General features: G+C 33.3%; 2 protein-coding genes. Both read left to right on the top strand.

Features of this window, described 5'->3' with window-relative positions:
- The first annotated feature begins 546 nt into the window (after positions 1-546).
- Positions 547-774 (top strand): heavy-metal-associated domain-containing protein, encoded by a 228-nt coding sequence (locus ABT299_RS52875; protein ID WP_047686754.1) that lies wholly within the window; start codon positions 547-549, stop codon positions 772-774.
- A 45-nt stretch (positions 775-819) separates the two neighbouring features.
- On the top strand, positions 820-1014 hold a 195-nt coding region (locus tag ABT299_RS52870; protein ID WP_500255504.1), incomplete at its 3' end, for a hypothetical protein.

The raw sequence follows: 1014 nt of genomic DNA, 5'->3' as shown, positions 1-1014 counted from the left end.
TTTCGTTGCTAATAGGGACGTTCAATACGAGATTGAATTTGAGGTCGTGAAGTAGACTATCGCAGGCAATGTAGCAAGTTAGGGATTTGAACTTATTTAAAAGCTTTGATAGCTATCTCAATATAACTTTTTTATAAAAATAGATAGTGAGTTCCAAATGACAATTATTTAAAAAAGGGAAACTCGCACATTTACTAGATAGGAGGATTATCAGGTAAGAAGGTATATGTCGTTTTCAGAGCACTTCAAACATTTTATGGATGAAGGACGCTTACAAAAAGTGACTAATGGATTTGATCTTTTAATTTTATACAGGCAAAATTAGGGAATAATTTAAACACCGTTCCGCGGACCGTCTCGGTAGACTCTAGTTGATGCTACTTTACGCTCCTCATATCAGGTTATTCAGCGTTAAAAAAGAGAGTTGAGAAATTTTATCATTTTGTAGATAAAAAAATAAAACTGTTATTCTTGATAGATATCAATTTTTTGTTAGTACTGACGAGCTATAATTAATTTATAAAGAAAGAGAAAGAGGTAAATCTTATGTCAAAAGTAATTATGAGACTCAATGAATTAAGCTGCCCATCTTGTATGGCAAAAATCGAAGCTGCAATGACTACAACTAAAGGCGTAGCAAATGCAAAAGTACTTTTCAATGCATCAAAAGTTAAAGCAGAATTTGACGAAAATGTTGTCAGTACTGATGAACTTATCAGCAAGGTTGAGAAACTTGGATATCCTGTTTTGAGTAGCAAAGTAACTGTTGTGTGATTTATACCAGGAAAGATACCACTATAAATTGAATAAAGGAAAAAAATGATGACTAAATTAATGATTGATGAAAAATATGCTAAAGAACTTGATAAAGCAGAGATTGACCACCACAAACCTACGGCTGGTGCGATGCTAGGACATGTCTTATCCAATTTGTTCATAGAAAATATACGACTGACTCAAGCAGGAATATACGCGAAAAGCCCAGTTAAGTGTGAGTATTTACGTGAAATTGCA

The organism is Spirillospora sp. NPDC000708 (assembly GCF_040299565.1).
Lineage (GTDB): Bacteria > Actinomycetota > Actinomycetes > Streptosporangiales > Streptosporangiaceae > Spirillospora.
The sequence above is the reverse complement of the archived record's forward strand: the minus strand, read 5'-3'. Positions and strand labels throughout refer to the sequence as shown.

Coding starts and splice junctions, on each gene's coding strand:
- ABT299_RS52875 (WP_047686754.1), top strand. CDS start 547: ATGTCAAAAGTAATTATGAGACTCAATGAATTAAGCTGCCCATCTTGT.